Genomic DNA, 19,937 nt, shown 5'->3' with positions numbered 1-19,937 from the left:
AACCCACACTCGACTTAATTTAACAACCGAGTGTGGGATGGATGCACAGGTAAATTAACTTACCGATGGCGAGTGTTGTTCCATAACCGGTTTCATCCGACTTGAAACGATCAATAGCATAAATATCGCTGCGTAAAGCAGAGGAATCACGTACATCACTGTTTGTAATCCGGTAATACGTTCAAAGAAAGAACTGATGGCTGGGCTAAACATCGCCCCTGCACTTCCACTAATAAGAATATATGACACATTTTTGCTACTGGCTTTTTTTACAAAAGACACGCCATAAGCAATAAATGCATTATAAAGAGCAGCACACACAAAACCGTAACCATAGGTTAAATAAGCTATCCAATTAAGATTATTGGTACTGACAATGGCTGCGGTGATCACCATAGCTAAAGCAATAATACCAACTAAGAAATGGTGAATTTTTACACGCGTCACAATCACAGTCGAAATTAATGCACCAATTAGCGCAGCGGACCAATACTGGGTAATAATATTACCGGCATCTTCAAACGGAATATCAAATTTTTGTTTTACAAATAAAGGTGCCCAAGTTAAAAAAGTATATAAAGCCAGCATTCCTAAAAATAAACCAATACCTCCACTAATAATGCCGAGATTCCATTCAGACTGTTGTTTCTCTTGTGTTGTAGAAGATTGCTCGCAAATAGAGAAATGAGTGAACAAGGTAATAATGACTGTACCGAACGCCACTAAACCTACGGCTAAATAGCTATAACTCCATGATAATGAACTTGTTAATGCATAAGTCGTTATTAATGGAAAAATAACGCCTGCAATATTAAACGTTGCATCTTGCACCACTAACATTGTGCTTTGTAATTTCTCTTGCCACACAGACACCACAATCGTACCAGCAATACATAGACCGATACCGCCACAAAAACCAATTAAGGTCATTGCTACCATCACAACTTGTAGGGAACTGGTTAGATGTAAAGCCAGAGCAGAAAGAGCAACCAGACTGTAACTTATCAAGGTCATCCTTTTGATACCCATTTTTTCAATAAAGAAAAATGCTGCAATCGTCCCCGCGAGTGCACCACCATTGAGCAATGAAAAGATTGATGCAACTTCGTTAACATTAGCGGCAAATTTCTCAGCTATGGGTTCAATCAACATCCCAAATTGGGTCGCAAAGCCCGCCATAATAAAATTGGCGAGAAAACTGATGGCTGTTAAAGTAATTTTATTATTCATTATGTCATTCCATAAGTGAAATGCTAAGGGTTCAAAGGATGGCTTTAAACCTAATTGAGGGCGGTTTCTAACGCGAGCTCGATCATATTATTAAAAGAGAGTTGGCGTTCTTCGGCCGTTGTTTCTTCACCGGTTAAACAATGATCAGATACCGTTAAAATGGCTAATGATTCGATACCTTGTTGGTGTGACAATCCATAAAGCCCCGCCACTTCCATATCAATACCTAATACCCCGAAACGCTCAAGTGCGGGGATCATATCTTCGTCAGGATCATAATAAAGGTCACCACTAAAGATATTGCCAACTTTTACACTAATGCCTTTCTCATTCGCTGTTGTATAGGCTTTATGCAATAAAGAAAAGGTCGCAGAAGTTGCCATTTGGTAGCCGCTACTACGCTTAGCGTTAGTAGGTGAATCCGTGCCTGCGGCTTGGGCTAAAATGACATCTCGCATTTGTACATGTTTTTGTGTTGCACCTAAACTGCCAATACGAATAATGCGTTTCACGCCAAAATAATTAATCAGCTCATGGCCATAGAGCACCATAGATGAAATCCCCATACCATGACCCATAACGGAAATGCGCTGTCCTTGGTAAAAGCCCGTGTAACCAAGCATATTGCGAACATTCGTGACTTCTACGGCATCGGTGAGATAGGTTTCAGCGATATATTTAGCACGTAGTGGATCACCCGGCATAATAACAGTTTCAGCAAAATCAGTAGGTTGAGCATTAATATGAGCAGTCATCTTTCTATCCTCATGTGGTAATATGCTGATAGTAGTGCTCAATCACTGAATGTATTTAGGACTAAAGTCCGGATTTCACCTTGCCGTAAACCTTTTTGCTTAAAAATGGGTAATTTATCGCAACTTTCAAGGTCAAAAAGACGAAAGCTAATAACATTTGAGTGACCTTAAGGTCATTGAACGTTGATGTAAAACGAATAAAAAGGCTTACTCCTTAAAAGAAGTAAGCCATTTTAGAACGGGTTTAATATCAAAAAATCAATTAAACACGGAATAAACTAAACAGAAGCAAACTCAAGCTTAGTTTGAAAAGGTTTCACGCACGTATACATCAAATTTAACCACTTGGGCATTAGGTGCAACAGCGCCGACTTGCAATTGCTGTTTACCGTGTAATTTCACTGATTTCCAGCTGGTCGCTTCATCTTCGATAGTAAAGCCGCTGGCATCGTACCAAGTGAATTTATATTGCACACGCATATCGGAAGAGGATTTGCTAACAATCAACGCTGAGCCCTGCACTAAATCACCGACTCGGCGTGCATCCACACTCTGTACCGCAATATCTCGAGCAAAGCTGGAATTATCGACGCGGGTTTCACCCAGTGAACTCACTGAAATCCCTGCGGTATGTGAGGCACAAGCACCTAAGGTAAGCGCTGCGGCCAGTAATAACCCTGTATAAACTTGTTTCATATATTTCTCCTAGTCACGCCACAAAATACGCAGCTAGCGCATCATTTCCCATTAAACGACAAACTAATCGAACAGTGCTGAACTCATGCTTAATAACATAGGCTAAATAAAGCATTCTCAATCTAAAATAGTGAATGAGTCATGCTTCATCAATCTAAACTTAATCAGATTAATCAATCAAAAAATGTGCCCGTGCCGTAGCAATAAGCTGCTTACGATTGGTTTGCCAACAATCAATATTCACGTTGGCGACTCGTCGACCCTGACGGGTAATACGACACTCTGCAAAACTATCCTTGTGCAGACCTGCACGTAAATAGTCGATTGAAAAATCAACGACTTTAGGCACCTTTGCTGTTTGCATAAATACCATTAACTGCACTATCGCTGACATTTCCATAAAGCCCGCAATCACGCCGCCATGAATAGCGGGCAACACAGGATTACCGATATTGTCGTCTTTAGCGGGCAATTTAAAAATCAGTTCATCACCAAAACGCTCCACCTTCATGCCAATAAATTTGGCATAGGGAACGTGCTCAAGTAAATGGCCAAAATCATTAAGTTCAGTGGCGCGTTTAACTATGCCTTGCACATCAATAGGCGCTTTAACCTGTGCGTTTTGAGTTGTACTGGCTGCATCTAGTATCGAATTATTTGCGCTCATCACTCTCTCCTATCGCAGGCACGGCTTCACCCATTAACGCTTGCCTAAAGGCATCACCAACCATTTCAGGGCTTATCCGCATAAAAGAGCCGACGGCATGGGCGATGGGATCGTCAATACTGTCTTGGTAAGCAATTGCACGGGTAAAGGCAATATTAGAAGACAACTTGTAGCATTCTGCAAAACCAAATACAGGCTTATGGGGCTGAGCGGGCTTCATGTAGTCCACCCGTAAATCGAGCGTAGGTGATATTTCTAATAATTTGAATTTATGGAAAATAGCGCTCACGACTGCACTGCCACACGCGGTATCCATTAAAGTAGTGATCACCCCACCATGGATAACGCCCGTATCGGGATAACCAATTAATTCAGTGCTGTAGGGCAACTCAATCAACACATGGTGCTCACTCGCCTCCAGTACAGTTAAACCGAGGCGACGACACTGAGCTAATTGATCCACAAACCGCTGCGCCATTTGGGTCAGCGGGAAAAAATCCGAATTGACCTTCATTTGCCTTGGCTCAACATGGGCCCCAGAGGCTCCCCGCCCACAAGGTGGAAATGAATATGATAGACTTCTTGTCCACCATGTTGATTGCAGTTCATGATCAGTCGGTAGCCATCTTTAGCGATACCCGCTTCCGCCGCCAATTTAGCCGCAACCGTCATCATACGGCCAAGCACAGGCTCATCAGAGGCTTTCATCTCATTAGCCGTTGGGATCAAGTGATTCGGCACAATCAAAATATGCGTTGGCGCCTTAGGGGAAATGTCTCTAAAGGCAGTCACAAGTTCATCTTGATACAGAATATCCGCGGGAATTTCGCGACGAATAATTTTGCTGAAAATCGTTTCTTCGGCCATGGGGCGTCCTCCTTGGGTTAGTTGGCATAGTATACTAGCAATTCAATACTTTGTGTCTGCAGATATTTTGCTTTTCATTTGCCAGTTGCAGGCATTTTTGGCAGCATGGCCACCATTAAAATACTCAGGTTTTGCAGGATAAATATGATCCATTACCAGATAATCCCCGTCGATCCGAAAGCCCATTTATTCGCTGTCACTATGACATTATCACAACCCAAGCCAGTGCAAGTCTTTAGCCTACCCGCTTGGCTGCCCGGCAGTTATATGGTGCGCGACTTTGCCAAAAACATCATTGAACTCAAGGCACAAGATGCACAAGGCCAGACACTTAAGCTCACCCAACTAGATAAGCAAACTTGGTCGGTTGACAATAATAGCAGCGAAATTATTCTGACTTATCAAGTGTATGCTTGGGATCTGTCGGTGCGCACCGCGCATTTGGACATGACCCACGGCTTCTTTAACGGCAGTAGCGTGTTTTTATCTGCCCATGGTTTTGAAGACACTTTACACACCGTCTCTATAGATCCACCAACAGAGCCAACATTAAGTGACTGGCGCCTTGCTACCAGCATAACCCGCACCAGTGGTGACGATTTTGCCTTCGGCCAATTTTCAGCTAAAAGCTATGACGAGCTCATCGATCATCCGGTGGAAATGGGTTTATTCACCTTAGGGAGTTTTGATGCCTGTGGCGTGAGGCATGATATAGTACTCAATGGTCGCCACCGTGCTTGCATGCCAAGGCTCTGCCAAGATTTAAAGGCCATTTGTGAGTATCAGATTAACTTCTTTGGTACGCCTGCACCGTTTAAGCGTTATTTGTTTATGACCACAGTATTAGACAATGGCTTTGGCGGTTTAGAGCACAGAGCTTCTACTGCATTAATGTGTTCACGCAAAGACTTACCACTGTCGCTCGATATGCCAATCAATAACGACTATCGCACTTATTTATCCCTGTGCAGCCACGAGTATTTCCACAGCTGGAACGTTAAGCGCATTAAACCTGAATGCTTTTTACCCTATAAACTTGAGGCAGAAACCTATACGCCACAATTATGGGCCTATGAAGGCATCACCTCCTATTACGATGACTTTCTTACCTATCGTGCAGGTCTGGTGGATGAACAAAGCTATTTAGATATGCTGAGTGAGACCTTCACCCGTGTCTATCGCAGCCAGGGACGCTTTAAACAAAGTGTTAAGGACTCAAGCTTTAATGCTTGGACTAAGTTCTACAAGCAGGATGAAAACGCACAAAATGCCATCATCAGTTATTACACTAAAGGGGCTCTGTTTGCGCTGTACTTAGATTTAACCCTGCGCAGCGAAACCCAGGGCAAATACAATCTCGACCATGTTATGCAGATTTTATGGCAGGAATATGCTCTGCAAGATAAAGGCACCACAGATACTTGCCATCAAGCCATCGTGGAACGACTCCTTGGTCGTGATTGCCAAGATCTGTTTGCCTACTTAGATAGTACGGACGATATTCCGTTAGCGGCTTTACTCGCCGAATTTGGGGTCAACTTGAGTCTTCGATCCAGTCAAGGTGCGCAAGATGTGGGCGGCGGGCAAGCGAAAGGTTATGAGATTGCATTCGGCGCGAAAACCCAAGCAGCACCTATAGGATTAAAAATCGTGACTGTCACCCAAGGTAGCCCTGCACACCTTGCAGGGTTAAGTGCAGGTGATGTGTTAATTGCCGCGGATAACCTACAAGTCACAGGACAATTTGAGGCGCAGCTACAGCAATATCCGCTGGGTGAATCCTTGAATCTACATTGGTTTAGACGGGATGAATTGATGACGGGTGAGTTAACTGTTGCTGCCGCGCCTAAGGATACTGTCGCCCTATCCATTCGTGACAAAAGCAAAATAGTGGCTTGGCTTGGACGTTAATAGACTTTCGGCTTAAGAACTCTTTTGAGAAATAATAAAAGGGGCTTTAGCCCCTTTTATCTGAGATAAGACTTAACTTAAACGTATATACGTTTGTATATCAATACTGATATCGACTTAAACCACCACATCGTGCAAATAGGTTTGTGCCCACGCAATCGCTTGACCACGGCTAGACACTCCAATTTTACGGAATACTCGGTACAAATGGGTTTTTATCGTGCTTTCACTGACAAACAACTGATTGGCGATATCTAAATTAGTACTTCCCGTCAACAATGCTTGTAATACTTCACGCTCACGGATAGTTAACGGTTCAGTGTCTTCGAACAATCCAAAATCATCATTTACCCCATTAATGAGCTGAATTGGGATGACCCTATGACCTCGTAAAATATTCGAGAGTCCTAGGCTTATTTCAGTTAAACCTGCATCAAGATAAAACACCCCTGCAGTTGTGGCAGCTTGCATTAAAAAACGTGCATCCACTTGTTTAGGGAACTGTAAATAGACAACTCGCACACTCGGTTGCTCACGGGCAAGTAAACGTTGAAATTGATGGGCTTTTTGAAGATCAACAGTCGCTAAATCGATCACGACCATGGAGGCATTATTATCTTTGATTTTCTCACACATCTCATCAGGGCTGACTTGGGTCAACTTAACGAGAAACTCCTGCGGCCAACGTCCTGCGAGCAATTCCATCAATACTTGCGATCGTGACACTACAATCCAATGTAATATTTTGAACATCCTGCTCACTCCCTGTCTGGTTAACGATTATTCACTTTAAGGATCTAAGATCCTCCAAATACGACTTCAACATCCGTTCAATAGACTTCCAAGTCTACCGTGGTCACGATATTAGCATTAGATAAAACAGATTAAAAAGACTTACGTAAAAAATATTTACCGTACGCAAATCAAAAACTTCTAACACTTTCGTTGACTACACTATCAATCAGAAGTCTTAATTGAAACTGAAAAAAGTTACTGAAATTTTAGGATAAAAGCGTAAGATCATACCAACACAAAAAATAAGGAAATTCCATGTCCAGCAGTAACCCCACCGCTTTTGAAATAAAATCCTATCCTGTGTGGGACAAACCGACGCGATTATTTCATTGGATTAATGTCATTCTTGTGCTCGCACTCATCTTAGTCGGTGGCATCATGATGTATCGCACTGAGCTAGGCATATCTGAGTTAACAGGTAAAATTGGCTTGAAAACTTTACACGTGTGCATAGGATATGCGTTTGCAATAAACCTCATCGTCCGCTTTGTGTGGGGTTTTATCGGTAACAAATATGCGCGTTTCAGCCACATGTTTCCCAATGCTAATAGCAAAAGCGAATTAATAGCTTATAAGACTGAATTAGCCGCGGGGAAAAATCCGCAGTATTTAGGTCATAACCCTAAAGGTAAATTTGCAGTGCTGGCCATCATGTTGCTATTAGTGACCATAATGATCACTGGACTTTTCCGTGCAGGTACAGATATTTATTATCCGCCGCTAGGTAGTGCTGTACAAAGTTATCTTGCTGATACCAATGTCGAACCAACAAGCTTAAAACCCTATGATGCAACGGGTGTGAACGCAGAAAAAGCGGATGCACTTAAACCAATGAAAGGATTGGCAGGTCAAGTGCACGTCTATGCGGTTTATCTGTTGTTACTGCTGATGTTATTACATGTATTCGCGGTGATTTATACTGAAGTAAAACGTCAACCAGGGATTATTTCAGCCATGTTTTCGGGTAAAAAAATCATCCAAGGCCAACCCAAAGATGAGTAATGAGTGACTTTAGTCATAAAAATAACGCCAGCATTTGCTGGCGTTATTTATTTAGATTTGAAGGCTCACGCCAACGTTTCTAATATGTTTGATTATTTTTTCAGAACAGTTGCTGGGGTACGACCATCATCATGGCAGCTTTCACAGGTAGGTTTTTGACCGACATTCATATCATGTACCGCATGACAATCTGCACAGACTAAATTACCGTCATGTGGTTTATGCACAGCGTCCATTTCAGCATAGGTACCATGACAACTTTGGCACTGTGCAAATTCAAAGGCACCATCCGCAGAAGGCGTACCATCTTTATGACAGCTTTCGCATCCACCTGACTCAGCATGGAAATCAGACAATTTTTGATCTGCAGCAAATGCGGTTGGCGACAGCGCTAACGCTGCAAGACTTGCCCCGAAAAGCGCACTTAATAGTTTTTTGCTCACAATAGTATCCTCCAATGGCGATTGTCAGTGGAAATTCTTGTCAGGGTGACTTCCATCTCTCAACCAAAATAAATAGCACGACTCGATATAACTTAGCTAAGGATGAACGAATAAGCAAACCCAAACTAAGCGACACAACTTTATCAACATACTCAAGGGTAAAATGTGCGCTGCATCATGTAACCACATGCTTATATAAGAGTTTTACATCTACCTAACCTAGAGGCTACATAATGTAAATCCCTAAACTGGCAAGCGACAGAATAAATCCCCCTTAATCTAAAACTAAAAGCTCGATTCATGGTGATACTTAAGACAAAGTGATAATAAAAAGGAATGACAATAAGTGAATGGGTACAGAGTACTAGACGAGGATGCTTTAAATTGTGAAGGCACAACATTCAACCCAAACGCCTCTGGCACTTAATTCAAATGCCAGAAGGAATTAGCGATAACGGTTAACTCGCCCACTATAACCAATAATACAAATGGCGGTTAGACAGGTAAGCATCAACTCGCATCAAGTTTATTGTCAGCCTCAAGCTCTGTTTTAGGCCAAGCGTTAATCACGGCTTTGACCAACGATGCCAATGGAATGGCAAAGAATACTCCCCATACACCCCATAAACCGCCAAAGACTAAAACGGCCGCTATGATGATCACCGGATGCAAATCCACCGCATCGGAGAATAAAATAGGCACGAGTAAATTACCGTCGAGCGCCTGAATAATACCGTAACCCAACATTAAATAGCCAAATTCAGAACTAAAACCCCACTGAAAAAATGCCACTAGGGTGATAGGTAATGTAACTAAGGTTGCACCGACATAAGGGATCAATACCGATAACCCAGTTAACACACCGAGCAACACCGAATATCGCAGTCCCATCAAGGCAAACAAAATATAAGTTGCGACACCAACAACCACGATTTCGATCACTTTGCCACGAATGTAATTAAAAATCTGTTGGTGCATTTCAAACCACACTTTACGCGCTAGCTGGCGATTTGTGGGAAAAAATCGCTTACTGCCGCTAATCAGTTGATCTTTATCTTTTAAAAAGAAAAACACCAGTAAGGGCACTAAAATCGCGTACACCATCAAGACGAGTAAAGAAGCTGAATAACCGATTAATTGCTTAGCAATATCCAACACATGTTGAGTATCGAGCAGTTTTTTAAGCTCACCAACCATCAGATCTAACTGCTCTGGATTGATAAATCGTGGATATTGATTGATCAGTGTTTGTATTGTCAGCAAGCCTTTATCTATCATGCTAGGCAAGTCGGCAATTAAGCTAACACCTTGACGCCACACACTCGGAATTAAGCCAAATGTCAGTAAAACCACGATTCCCAAAAACAACACAATAACCAAGGACGCACCAGCGGTGCGATTAATCCCCAATTTAAGCATTTGCGCCACAGGCCATTCCAATAGAAATGCCAACACAAGAGCGACCAACAGCGGAGCAAGTAGACCTGCCGCAAAATAAATCACTAGCGCAAGCCCGACAAGAATAGCCATTAAGGTCACAGCTTGTGGATCACTAAAGCGCTCTTGATACCAACGAGAAAAAACAGTAAACATGGATCATTCCAATAGTGATGGTTGGCAAGGCTTCCCAAACGCTCAGGAAAGTTTATTTATCATGATGTTATTCGAGACTTTACTCAGTTAGACTTTCGCTTCTACATGTCAGCTAAATCAAAAAAATACTGACAAGAGTAAATAACCTAGCCTGAGCGGCACTCTGGCTCAGAATTAGGCGCTTGATGTTAGTCTAAGAGGATTTAAACATAAAAATCCTCAATTTATCCCTGAGATAGATCAACTTTGGTGACCATCAAGGCTAACAGACTTGCATCATTACGCAACTCTTGCACGACATGCCCTTGTTTTTTTAAATATTGGGGAACATCTCGCCGCGAACCAGAGTCTGAGAGTAAGATATGCAACTGCTCACCCTCTCGCATTGGCTTCAATGCAAGCTTCACTTTCACTAAGGGTACTGGACAACGAAAGAGCGTTAAATCAATAAAAATCATAATGAACTTGCTATAGACGAACTTGGGCCATTATCCTAAGTTGCACCTCAAACTACAAGCTAAGTGCAGTATCTGCCTTTAGTTGAGATAATTAGAAATAAAAGGATCCGCTTGCGTAACTTGACTTTTTTGACTCGATTAAAACCTTTTGTTGCAGGCGCACTCTCCTTGATGCTGCTAACCTTCGCCGCCAAAAGCTTTGCCAACAATGACTTACCGGATTTAGGTACGGCCGCAGTTAACACCTTCAGCCTTGAAAAAGAAATGGTTTACGGTGATGCTTATATGCGCATCATTCGCTCATCGGCACCTATGCTAAATGACCCCGTGTTGAGTCAATATCTTACCGAGCTTGGCAATAAACTGGTCGCCCATGCCACAGGCGTAAAAACGCCGTTTTATTTTTTCCTATTACAAAATGATGAAATCAACGCCTTCGCCTTCTTTGGCGGCCATGTTGCCGTACACACAGGCTTATTTCTCAATGCCGACAATGAAAGCGAACTGGCTTCAGTATTAGGCCACGAAGTGACTCACGTTACTCAACGTCACCTTGCCCGATCCCTTGAAGCACAGCAAAAAAGTAATCCTGCAACAATTGCCGGTTTACTCGGCGCCATTTTGTTAACGATTGCAGTACCACAAGCAGGTATGGCGGCGCTTGCGACAACCCAAGCCATGGCGACACAATCGAAAATCAACTACACCCGTTTGCATGAAAAGGAAGCCGATCGCATCGGAATGCAAATTCTAGTGGATGCAGGCTTTAATCCTAATGCTGCAGCGGATTTCTTTGGTAAATTAGCCAGTCGTTATCGCTTTACCACCACACCACCACAAATGTTATTAACTCACCCATTGCCTGAATCGCGGATCACTGAAGCCCGTAACCGTGCCGAGCAATACCCTAAACGTTATATCCCTGATAATCTTAATTTTCAGCTAGCAAAAGCTCGTATTCAAGTCCGTTTTTCCAGCTATAGCGACGAAGCAGTATTAAGCATGTTTGATCGGCAGCTCAACAAACAGACCTATACCTTCAAAGAGGCAGCACTTTATGGCAAAGCGCTGGCTTTATATAGATTGAAGAAGTTTAATGAATCAGAAAAAATCGTCGATGAGCTGTTAAAAATCGATGATAACAACCTGTTTTATATAGACACTAAATCTGATTTACTGATCGAACGTAAGGACTATGCAAAAGCGATTACTATGCTCGAAGCCCAGCGTAAAATGAAACCAACGTCTCAAGTGATCAATGCCAACTTAGCCAATATATATATCGAAGCCGATCAAGCCCCCAAAGCAATCCCTTTGCTGGAAGATATGATTTTCCTCGATAAACAAAATGAACTGCCTTATCAATTGTTGACTATGGTGTATAAAAAAACCGGCAATCAAGCATTGGAATATTTTTCCACCGCAGAGCTGATGGCCTTAGGTGCTAATTATAAGGGCGCAATCGATCAACTTAACTTTGCCTACCGTGCATCCGAAAATAATCCATTACAGCTTGCACGTATTGAAGCACGTATTCGCCAGTTTAAAATGGCTGATAAAGAGATGGATGCGCTTAAGTAATAAGTTGTTTTACAAATAGATTAAAGACAATTACCCATTTATGCGCCCCGAACACACTGACGGGGCGCGGTTTTTTCTGTTATTATCCGCGCCATTGTTATTTCAGCCCGTATTGAGCCTCTAGTACTATGACCCAAGCGACGATTTACCATAACCCACGTTGTTCAAAAAGCCGTGAAACCTTAGCTTTACTCGAGCAACAAGGCTGCGACATTACCTTAGTGGAATACTTAAAAAATCCCCCTACGGCTAAAGATATCGGCGACATTCTGGTTAAATTAGGCATCAGTGCTCGCGAATTAATGCGCACCAAGGAAGCAGAATATCAAGCCTTGGGACTTGCAGACTCATCACTAACAGAATTGCAGTTGATTGAGGCTATGGTCAACACACCTAAACTCATCGAACGGCCAATTGTGCTCGCCAATCAAAGCGCAGCCATCGGCCGTCCTCCTGAGAATGTACTTACTATTCTTTAACCCATAATTTTTAAACCAAAATGGCTTTTATTTTCAACCCTTAGGTAGACTTATGACGTCCAACACCTTATTTATCCTTAGCCGTTTAGGCTACTTTGCGCTAGTGCTGCTGTTAGGCGGTTGGTTTGTTGGCCAAGGGATTAGCGGTGAATACACCCTGCTATTTAGCCTCTTATGGATAGTGCCGTTATTACTACCCGCAAAGGGAGTTTTCCAAGGTAATCCATACACTTACGCTTGGGCAAGTTTTATTCTGTGCTTATATATGTTACATGGGCTCACCCTGCTTTATGTCACCAATGATGCCTTCGCTTTTGCCTTAATCGAAGTATTATTGATTGGCGTACTGCTAATCGCTTTCCCATTTTATGCCCGCATACGTGGTCGTGAACTGGGATTAGGCCTGAAGAAAAAATCTAAAGAATAGTCCGTTCAATGTATTTTCAGTGCCGTCTCACCTTGCTAGGTATGGCGGCATTTTTTATATTAGAAGGCCAAACCTTGGCTCAAATATCCCTTATGATCTCAGTCTGAATACCCATTTTAACCTTAGTTCTAACCTCCGTTCCGACGTCAATTCCCATCACGACAAAATTAACACTTATTATACTTACACTGACTTTTTGCAACTAAGTGCCCGTGTTATAGTCAGTTTCTCACAGTATAAGCGTCCCATGACGCCACAAAAGTCTAAATAGCACAGCAGAGTTAACAAGGGAGAATGGTGTAATGGGAATGTCGATACCACTGAAATTTTTCGGATTTATGGCCTGCTCGGGCCTACTTGCGGCATGCGGAGGCGATGGTGATAGTCAACCAGATGATAGTGTAGTCACGCCCCCCTCCACTTCACTAGCACGCTGCACAGATAGCATTTCGCCACTCATTACCACCACGTCATCCTCAATTCGCTTTCAAACCGAGCAAAATTATGTGGCGGGTCAATCTAGTATTATCATTGCCAATATCCTAAATCGTGACAGCCAAGACTTAACCTTCCGTTGGCAGCAAATCGATGGCCCTAACATAGCACTCGTCAGTCAAAACAGCCCTGTATTAGCCTTTGATACTCCCACCGCAGGCGGCTACCGTTTTAGCTTGCATGTGACGGGCAGTAATCTAGATGCCACCGGAGAAATTGGCATTAATGTCGATCCCGCATCGACGGGTGTGCTAAACGTCCGTCAAGATCACCAAGTGGTTGAAGGCAATAATGTGAGCTTAAGACTCGGACAACAATCGGAATTAAGCGCAGCAAATATCTCTTGGTGTGTAGCATCTGGCCCAGATTTAATGGTCGATGTGAGCGATCCGTTTAGACCCTTGTTTACCGCGCCAACGGTCACCCAGGATACAATCACTCGGCTCAAAGTGAATGCCAACGTCAATGGCAATCAGCTTAGCGATGATGTCTTTGTGCTAACAACCTCGGTGCCAGCGATAAGCTCACTATACTTCGATACCCCAGTTGCGCGCACCCATGCCTATCGTCCGACTTCACCTTACGCCAATGTGCTAGCAAACTGTGTTTACTCCAATCAGCTTAATGATAGCTGCACTATCAATACCTTACCTTTGATAGGTCAAACCTCAAGCGATCTCAATCACGAGACGATTCTAAATCGAGTACTGGTTTCCCACGATTGGATGGGTGATAACTTTGCCGCCTTCTTAGCCCAGATGGACCCTAATAGCGATTTTGCCCGCCTGTTACAATCCGTCACGGCCGTGGTGATTAGCTATGATGTACGCCCTTCTTTTTATTGGGTAGTCACAGGGGCGATTTATCTCGATCCCAATGATTTATGGCTTACGCCAAGCCAGCGCGACACTATTAATGAGGCGCCGGATTACCGCAGTAATTTCGGAAATGATCTTAACTTTGTGATGCCTTGGCGTTATGTAAAAGATAACCAATATGCCTCCCTTGGCGTGCCTATCACCGTCAGAGCAAACCGCACATTAGCGCAAATCAATCCCGATCTGGCCTCCTTGTTGTATCACGAGCTCGCCCATGCCAATGACTTTTTTCCACGCAGCGTGCATGCCACACTCACAGGGCCAAGACTGTTAGATGACTACAGCCGCCGCAATGCCAGCAAGAGTCTAATTTCAGATCAAGTCAGCAAAACCTACCCATTAACGAGCACTGAAATGATGGGACTTGCCAATGTTAGTTTCCTCGGCGCAGCGGCGAGTAATGTGCAAAAGGCCTATCAAGCATCGGATGTCAGTACTTTCTTTTCTGCCGATATCGCCAGCGACTTCTATGCCTATTCCAGTACCCGTGAAGACACGGCCATGTTATTTGAGGAAGCCATGATGAGTTATCGCTATCAAATATTGCGTGATGTCGCCGTCACCAATAAACCTGCGATTTTAACTGCGGATTCGCTGATTATTGACTGGGGACAAAGGGGACGAATTGCAAAAGACAGTCTAGAAAATCGCGCTGCGTTGGTGATTGATGAAATGCTGCCGGAGCTTAATGGGATCAGTCTGGTCGAAAGCCTACCCGAACCAATTAATATGGTGCAAGGTCAAAGCTGGCGTCAAACATTGGCAATATCGCCTGCGAATACGCAGCTCAAAGGCCAAAGCAATGCAGCTGCAATTAATGCCGAGTCTCGTTTTGAAGCCGAACTTCGCTTAAGTGGTGACCGTCACCAGCATCCACAACAATAGCGTTTTAAATTTTAGATAAACAAAAGCCCGTATGTATTCAACATGACGGGCTTTACTCTTTTTGGCTTTAATGCCAGTAGGTTTTGTATCTTCAGAACGAACACAAACCATGCTGTATCTAAAGGTGTAGCATCTCTTTGGCAAACGGAATCGTGAGCTTACGCTGATGCACTAATGAAGCTTTATCTAACTTATCCAATACATCAAACAAGGTACGCAAATCCCGCGCCATACGGTTTAGTAAAAAACGCCCTACATCTTCCGGTAATTGCAGGCCACGCATAGCGGCGCGGCGTTGCAGTGCGGCAAGTTTTTCATCATCTGCCATAGGTTGCAGCTGGTAATTCAACCCCCATTGCATACGTGAAACAAGATCTGGCAAGAGGAAACCGGCATCCGCAGGAGACGAACTGCCGCTGACCACTAAGGCGCAATTCTTATTTTCAGCAACGCGATTGTAGAGATCAAAAATCGCCTCTTCCCATACTGGGTGCCCGGCGATGGCATCGACATCATCGATACAAACCAAATCCAACTGTTCTAGGCCTTCAAGCAATGCGGTCGAAATACTCGCATGTATGCCTAAGGGAATATAAAAGCTGCGACGCTCCACTTCATTAGCGTGGGCGCAAGCAGCATGCATTAAATGGGTTCGACCTGATTTAACTGGGCCCCACAAATAGATGGCGGCTTCACCATGCCCTTCGGCATTCGCTCTCAATTTTTGAATAAGTTCATCATTACCCGCGGCGGGGTAATAACTATTAAAGGTTTCGTCGTCTGGCAAATGCACAGGTAACGAGAGTTGCAGAGGTGAGTTTAAGGGCACTCGGTCTTCTCAATATTAAATAAAAACAATGCCGTGCTTAACTAAGCACGGCCGATAACATCTTAATGTAAACGCCATTCATACACAGGTTTGCCAGTTTGATTAGAGACAGGGCTAAATTCACCTGCACTCACAGGTGCGACCACAGAAATACGCGGCTCTAAGCTTAATAAGCGTTGTAAATCCGTCTCTGAGCCAAATAAATCTAACGAGAAAGTCACAGTATTACCTTGAATATGCGTTAACGTGGCATTTTTAATCGCGCTGAGTTGCTTCAAATATTTTTCAACTTCAACTAATTGCGCCATTTTTTGGATATTAACGAAGGTAACACTCGCACCAAGCTGAGTACCAGTATCGGCAATCGCATACTTAGTAAAATAATATTCACCTAACGCCGCCATCATAGCGGTAATCGCTTGGGCCGAATTTTCAGCACTGCCGTTGTAACTGAATAACGGTGGCGTCAAAGAGTCAATGGTAGCCTTAGTATAAAGATTTAAACGATAACGAACCTGATTGCCGGCGGCATCAATTGCCACTAGCGCCAAAAAGTCAGCTTGATAGCGGCCAGATACACTAGCTACTATGTCGGCAAACATCCCTTTAATATCGTTAGGATTAATACCCATCAACTCATCAAGATCTAAGATAGGCAAGAGTACAGGTATACCGCGGGCATAGGAAAAATCGCTAAAAATCTTACGTTCGGCTAACGCAGATGAGTCACCCAATATCATAGTGTCGCCATCACCAGGCATAGCGACCCAAAATAAGGTCAGCGGGCGTTGAGTTCCCCAAACAGGCAATTGTGCCTGACGCAGTAACGCCACTATGCGGCGGTGCTCAAAACTCGCGGTCAACAGCAATTGGCCATTTTGCTCGATATAACCATACTGGCTCAGCAAGGTATCAGGATTACTGAGCTGAGATTGGATCAGACTGTTATCGAGGGATCGCGCAGTCCCAGTGTTCTTGATAATGACTTGCTCAAGTGCACTTTTTAAGGCTTTGTCGCGTTCAGCAACTGCGCGCGAAGACACAGGCACATTGGCCTCATCTAATTTACTCACCTCAACAGCATTGACGCTATTAATCGTGAACAGACAATATAGAAATGCAATTAAGCTCGGCTTCAATAGGAATTTCAGCATCTTTGAGTAGTTGAAGTAGCGTCAGATGAGGCAAATTGTACCATAGTTAGCGCCTTAAGCGAGTCTTGCCAAAATTTAGCCCCATTTCCGTGCCAGCCATAGCACAGAAAACCCAAACAGTGATCAACGTCGGCAAAACAGGCGATTTTCTCCTGCTCAAAATCCAACAAACTGTTATCATTTGGCGGTTTACCCTAAATTAACGAGAATAATAAATGAGACGACTCGCTATCCCCCTACAGGGCGCGCAAATGCTATTTGTGGCCTTCGGTGCCCTAGTACTAATGCCGCTACTTACAGGGCTCGACACCAGTGTGGCATTGTTTACCGCAGGTATCGGTACCCTACTCTTCCAATTGATTACTAAACGCCAAGTGCCTATCTTCCTCGCATCTTCCTTCGCCTTTATTGCCCCCATACTTTATGGCGTGCAAACTTGGGGAATTCCATCCACAATGGGCGGCATTATGGCCGCGGGCGTGGTCTACGTCATGCTCGGCGCCTTAGTTAAAGTGCGCGGCACTGACTTTATCCACAAACTATTGCCCCCAGTCGTAGTGGGACCCGTGATCATTATTATCGGTCTTGGCTTAGCCCCCGTGGCGGTGAATATGGCATTAGGCAAGAGTGGTGATGGTAGCTTGACTTTAGTCGCTACAAATACGGCATTATTTATTTCGCTCGCATCGCTTGGCACCACTATCGCGGTGGCGATTTTCGCAAAGGGCTTACTCAAGGTGATGCCGATTTTAGCAGGTATTATAGTAGGTTACAGCTTAAGCCTAGCCTTTGGTATTGTTGATTTTGCCGTCGTGACCGCTGCAAGCTGGATTGCTATTCCTAAATTTGTCGCGCCTGAATTAAACTGGTATGCCATCGCATTTATGATCCCAGTGGCAATCGCCCCTGCGGTAGAACATATAGGTGATATTCTGGCGATATCCAACGTCACGGGTAAAGATTTTATGAAAAAACCCGGTCTGCATCGCACGCTAACGGGTGACGGGATTGCCACAATTGCAGCCGCAGCCTTTGGTGGTCCACCGAACACAACTTACTCAGAAGTGACAGGTGCAGTAACTTTAACCCGAAATTTTGATCCTAAGATCATGACTTGGACTGCCATTACCGCCATCACTTTAGCCTTCGTTGGCAAACTCGGTGCGCTGATGCAAACTATCCCCGTCCCAGTGATGGGCGGTATCATGTGTTTGCTATTTGGTTCCATTGCCGCAGTTGGCCTCAACACCCTTATTCGTAATCATGTGGATTTATCAGAGCCACGTAATTTAAGTATTGTCGGTGTTACCTTAGTCTTTGGTATCGGCGGCATGGCATTTGGCATAGGTTCATTCAGTCTGACTGGTATTAGCTTGTGCGGTATTGTCGCAATTACCATGAACTTACTATTACCCGCGACTAAGCCACACAATAAACACCACGAGTCTGATGTGACGCCTCATTAATTACGACTTGAAGACACGATCAATTTCGAAGTAGGTCGTTGAAAAATGACCACTTTATAAAATTGATCGTTTCTTAAGAAACCACCATAAAAAAGCCGCCGTGATATCAATCACGGCGGCTTTTTTATGAAGCAATATTTTTATGAAGTAAGAATTAACTCTTACTCCTCAGTCTTGATCTTAGCGGCAGCCGCTTTAATCAAAGGTTGTAATTCGCCTTTTTGGAACATGTCCACTACGATATCACAGCCACCAATCAACTCACCTTCAATCCACAATTGTGGGAAAGTCGGCCAGTTAGCAAACTTAGGTAATTCTGCGCGAATGTCTGGATGCTGAAGAATATCCACGAATGCAAACTGCTCGCCGCAGTTAATCATGATCTGAGCTACCTGTGACGAGAAGCCACAGCTTGGTAACTTAGGAGAGCCTTTCATATAAACAATGATAGGGTTTTCCGTGATCTGCTGCTTAATTTTCTCTACTGTTTCCATTTTGATTCCTAAGTAGGATGACGTTGACTCAATGCGACTATTGTACGTCAGCTAGACGCAGAACAAAATCCCACAGTTTGTAAGGTTATGTCGACATTTGATTTTTCGATGGCGTCTATCTAGTCAATTAGCTAAACAATGATTCACATCACAAATTTTATCGGTACAATAGTCCTAAGTGAGCACGTTTAAGAAACGATAACCTAAGACCATGGAGAGATACTAATGGCTTTCGAATTACCCGCATTACCATATGCAAAGAACGCACTAGAACCACACATTTCTCAAGAAACCATAGAATACCACTACGGCAAGCACCACAATACTTATGTTGTGAAGCTAAACGGCTTAATCGAAGGAACTGATTTCGCTGGCAAATCTTTAGAAGATATCATCAAGACTTCTACCGGTGGCGTATTTAACAACGCAGCTCAAGTGTGGAACCACACTTTCTACTGGAACTGCTTAGCCCCTAATGCTGGCGGCGAACCAACAGGCCCAGTTGCTGATGCAATCAATGCCGCTTTCGGTTCATTCGACGCATTCAAAGCGCAATTTACTGATTCAGCAGTAAACAACTTCGGTAGCGCTTGGACATGGTTAGTGAAAAAAGCCGATGGCACTCTTGCTATCGTTAACACTAGCAATGCAGCGACGCCACTGACTGACAGCACAGTAACACCAATCATGACAGTTGACGTGTGGGAACACGCTTACTACATCGATTACCGTAACGTGCGTCCTGACTATCTTGCCCACTTCTGGCAATTAGTTAACTGGGACTTCGTTAACCAAAACTTCGCAGGTTAATTCATTTAACCTAACGTAGTTT

The 19,937-nt window shown here is 43.7% G+C and carries 21 protein-coding genes; 8 read left to right on the top strand and 13 right to left on the bottom strand.

Features of this window, described 5'->3' with window-relative positions; translation table 11 throughout:
- Window positions 1-54: 54 nt before the first annotated feature.
- The 6 genes from tsgA to hinT all read right to left on the bottom strand — a co-directional run bounded on the left by tsgA (window position 55) and on the right by hinT (window position 4,215).
- Window positions 55-1,230, bottom strand: a complete 1,176-nt coding sequence (gene tsgA, locus L5M17_RS01225; RefSeq protein ID WP_263144630.1) for an MFS transporter TsgA — start codon at window positions 1,228-1,230, stop codon at window positions 55-57.
- 50 nt (window positions 1,231-1,280) lie between these two features.
- Complete coding sequence (deoD, locus tag L5M17_RS01220) at window positions 1,281-1,985, bottom strand: purine-nucleoside phosphorylase (RefSeq protein ID WP_012196924.1); 705 nt, start codon at window positions 1,983-1,985, stop codon at window positions 1,281-1,283.
- A 300-nt stretch (window positions 1,986-2,285) separates the two neighbouring features.
- Window positions 2,286-2,681 (bottom strand): YcfL family protein, encoded by a 396-nt coding sequence (locus L5M17_RS01215; RefSeq protein WP_028760301.1) that lies wholly within the window; start codon window positions 2,679-2,681, stop codon window positions 2,286-2,288.
- Window positions 2,682-2,850: 169 nt separating this feature from the next.
- Window positions 2,851-3,348 carry a PaaI family thioesterase gene (locus tag L5M17_RS01210; protein ID WP_168823948.1) on the bottom strand — a complete coding sequence of 166 codons (498 nt, stop codon included), beginning with the start codon at window positions 3,346-3,348 and terminating at the stop codon, window positions 2,851-2,853.
- Window positions 3,335-3,862, bottom strand: a complete 528-nt coding sequence (locus L5M17_RS01205) for a PaaI family thioesterase (RefSeq protein ID WP_028760303.1) — start codon at window positions 3,860-3,862, stop codon at window positions 3,335-3,337. Before L5M17_RS01205 ends, L5M17_RS01210 begins: the two co-directional genes overlap by 14 nt.
- On the bottom strand, window positions 3,859-4,215 hold the full coding sequence (gene hinT, locus L5M17_RS01200) for a purine nucleoside phosphoramidase (protein ID WP_113938752.1): 357 nt from the start codon (window positions 4,213-4,215) through the stop codon (window positions 3,859-3,861). The genes L5M17_RS01205 and hinT overlap by 4 nt, the downstream gene beginning before the upstream one ends.
- Window positions 4,216-4,359: 144 nt before the next feature.
- Here hinT and L5M17_RS01195 point away from each other — a divergent pair, with 144 nt between their 5' ends.
- Window positions 4,360-6,126, top strand: coding sequence for a M61 family metallopeptidase (locus L5M17_RS01195; RefSeq protein ID WP_263144627.1), 1,767 nt, complete (start codon window positions 4,360-4,362; stop codon window positions 6,124-6,126).
- A gap of 117 nt (window positions 6,127-6,243) precedes the next feature.
- Here L5M17_RS01195 and L5M17_RS01190 read toward each other — a convergent pair whose 3' ends face one another.
- Window positions 6,244-6,879, bottom strand: a complete 636-nt coding sequence (locus tag L5M17_RS01190; RefSeq protein WP_028760305.1) for a LuxR C-terminal-related transcriptional regulator — start codon at window positions 6,877-6,879, stop codon at window positions 6,244-6,246.
- A gap of 297 nt (window positions 6,880-7,176) precedes the next feature.
- On the opposite strand from L5M17_RS01190, the gene L5M17_RS01185 reads away from it, so the two are divergent.
- The gene (locus L5M17_RS01185; protein ID WP_263144624.1) at window positions 7,177-7,923 is read left to right on the top strand and encodes a cytochrome b/b6 domain-containing protein; all 747 of its coding nucleotides are present in this window, start codon (window positions 7,177-7,179) and stop codon (window positions 7,921-7,923) included.
- Window positions 7,924-8,015: 92 nt separating this feature from the next.
- On the opposite strand, the gene cctA is transcribed toward L5M17_RS01185, so the two are convergent.
- From cctA to L5M17_RS01170, 3 genes are all read right to left on the bottom strand, one after another.
- A complete protein-coding gene (gene cctA, locus L5M17_RS01180) occupies window positions 8,016-8,366 on the bottom strand; it encodes a tetraheme c-type cytochrome CctA (RefSeq protein WP_105252823.1) in 351 nt (116 codons plus the stop codon).
- A gap of 510 nt (window positions 8,367-8,876) precedes the next feature.
- Window positions 8,877-9,959, bottom strand: coding sequence for an AI-2E family transporter (locus L5M17_RS01175; RefSeq protein WP_263144622.1), 1,083 nt, complete (start codon window positions 9,957-9,959; stop codon window positions 8,877-8,879).
- 224 nt (window positions 9,960-10,183) lie between these two features.
- Complete coding sequence (locus L5M17_RS01170) at window positions 10,184-10,417, bottom strand: sulfurtransferase TusA family protein (RefSeq protein ID WP_028760309.1); 234 nt, start codon at window positions 10,415-10,417, stop codon at window positions 10,184-10,186.
- Window positions 10,418-10,528: 111 nt separating this feature from the next.
- On the opposite strand from L5M17_RS01170, the gene L5M17_RS01165 reads away from it, so the two are divergent.
- From L5M17_RS01165 to L5M17_RS01150, 4 genes are all read left to right on the top strand, one after another.
- Window positions 10,529-11,998 (top strand): M48 family metalloprotease, encoded by a 1,470-nt coding sequence (locus L5M17_RS01165; protein WP_263144618.1) that lies wholly within the window; start codon window positions 10,529-10,531, stop codon window positions 11,996-11,998.
- A gap of 128 nt (window positions 11,999-12,126) precedes the next feature.
- The gene (arsC, locus tag L5M17_RS01160; RefSeq protein WP_168823940.1) at window positions 12,127-12,477 is read left to right on the top strand and encodes an arsenate reductase (glutaredoxin); all 351 of its coding nucleotides are present in this window, start codon (window positions 12,127-12,129) and stop codon (window positions 12,475-12,477) included.
- A 52-nt stretch (window positions 12,478-12,529) separates the two neighbouring features.
- Entirely contained in the window at window positions 12,530-12,904 is a 375-nt protein-coding gene (locus L5M17_RS01155; protein ID WP_028760312.1) for a DUF2069 domain-containing protein, read from the top strand.
- A 302-nt stretch (window positions 12,905-13,206) separates the two neighbouring features.
- Window positions 13,207-15,162, top strand: a complete 1,956-nt coding sequence (locus L5M17_RS01150) for a hypothetical protein (RefSeq protein ID WP_263144616.1) — start codon at window positions 13,207-13,209, stop codon at window positions 15,160-15,162.
- Between the two features lie 118 nt (window positions 15,163-15,280).
- Here the strand turns inward: L5M17_RS01150 and hda are convergent, their stop codons facing one another.
- Both hda and L5M17_RS01140 read right to left on the bottom strand, forming a co-directional pair.
- Window positions 15,281-15,991 (bottom strand): DnaA inactivator Hda, encoded by a 711-nt coding sequence (gene hda / locus L5M17_RS01145; protein WP_168823935.1) that lies wholly within the window; start codon window positions 15,989-15,991, stop codon window positions 15,281-15,283.
- A gap of 62 nt (window positions 15,992-16,053) precedes the next feature.
- A complete protein-coding gene (locus L5M17_RS01140) occupies window positions 16,054-17,145 on the bottom strand; it encodes a DUF2066 domain-containing protein (RefSeq protein WP_028760315.1) in 1,092 nt (363 codons plus the stop codon).
- A 215-nt stretch (window positions 17,146-17,360) separates the two neighbouring features.
- Between L5M17_RS01140 and L5M17_RS01135 the strand changes: the two genes are divergently transcribed.
- Complete coding sequence (locus L5M17_RS01135) at window positions 17,361-18,611, top strand: uracil-xanthine permease family protein (RefSeq protein ID WP_263144613.1); 1,251 nt, start codon at window positions 17,361-17,363, stop codon at window positions 18,609-18,611.
- Between the two features lie 161 nt (window positions 18,612-18,772).
- Here the strand turns inward: L5M17_RS01135 and grxD are convergent, their stop codons facing one another.
- A complete protein-coding gene (gene grxD, locus L5M17_RS01130; protein ID WP_011846572.1) occupies window positions 18,773-19,105 on the bottom strand; it encodes a Grx4 family monothiol glutaredoxin in 333 nt (110 codons plus the stop codon).
- A 225-nt stretch (window positions 19,106-19,330) separates the two neighbouring features.
- Here grxD and sodB point away from each other — a divergent pair, with 225 nt between their 5' ends.
- Window positions 19,331-19,915 (top strand): superoxide dismutase [Fe], encoded by a 585-nt coding sequence (gene sodB / locus L5M17_RS01125; RefSeq protein WP_028760317.1) that lies wholly within the window; start codon window positions 19,331-19,333, stop codon window positions 19,913-19,915.
- Window positions 19,916-19,937: the final 22 nt, after the last annotated feature.

The organism is Shewanella sp. SW24, from assembly GCF_025653395.1.
Classification (GTDB): domain Bacteria; phylum Pseudomonadota; class Gammaproteobacteria; order Enterobacterales; family Shewanellaceae; genus Shewanella; species Shewanella oncorhynchi.
The sequence above is the reverse complement of the archived record's forward strand: the minus strand, read 5'-3'. Positions and strand labels throughout refer to the sequence as shown.